The sequence below is a fragment of the Vibrio sp. 10N.222.49.C9 genome, assembly GCF_041474985.1.
Classification (GTDB): Bacteria; Pseudomonadota; Gammaproteobacteria; order Enterobacterales; family Vibrionaceae; genus Vibrio; species Vibrio crassostreae_C.
On sequence record NZ_JBFRVD010000937.1, the window covers coordinates 1 to 365 of the forward strand.

1 protein-coding gene is annotated in these 365 nt (G+C 47.7%); it reads right to left on the reverse strand.

All coding sequences use genetic code 11. The annotated features are described in order from the left end of the window. Window positions 1-298 (reverse strand): phosphohistidine phosphatase SixA (sixA, locus tag AB4585_RS26305; RefSeq protein WP_372171702.1); only part of this gene is annotated, 298 nt, incomplete at its 3' end. Between the last annotated feature and the right edge of the window lie 67 nt (window positions 299-365).

Below are 365 nucleotides of genomic sequence, written 5' to 3' on the forward strand. Positions count from 1 at the left end.
GCTGTGTGTCTGCGATTGCACACACATATTGATAGACGTCATCGGACTGACCATAGGGCATAATATCCGCACACTCCTCAACCTTTGTCGCCGAGAACTGCTCTTTAATCACATCCCACGTCTGCTGAGCTCGGATGTAAGGACTGACTAACACGAGATCAAAATGGGACACACCCTGCCCTACCACAGCTTTAGCGACCTCTAATGATTGCTGTTCTCCACGCTGAGTCAGAGTACGTTCTGCATCGCTTATTGCAAAGCTTCCCGCCTCTCCATGGCGCATGATAAATACGTTCATTTCTATCCTAAACTTGTGACTGCCTCATGAAAGAGTACACCATAACCAGTAGGGTTATCTCTGATTG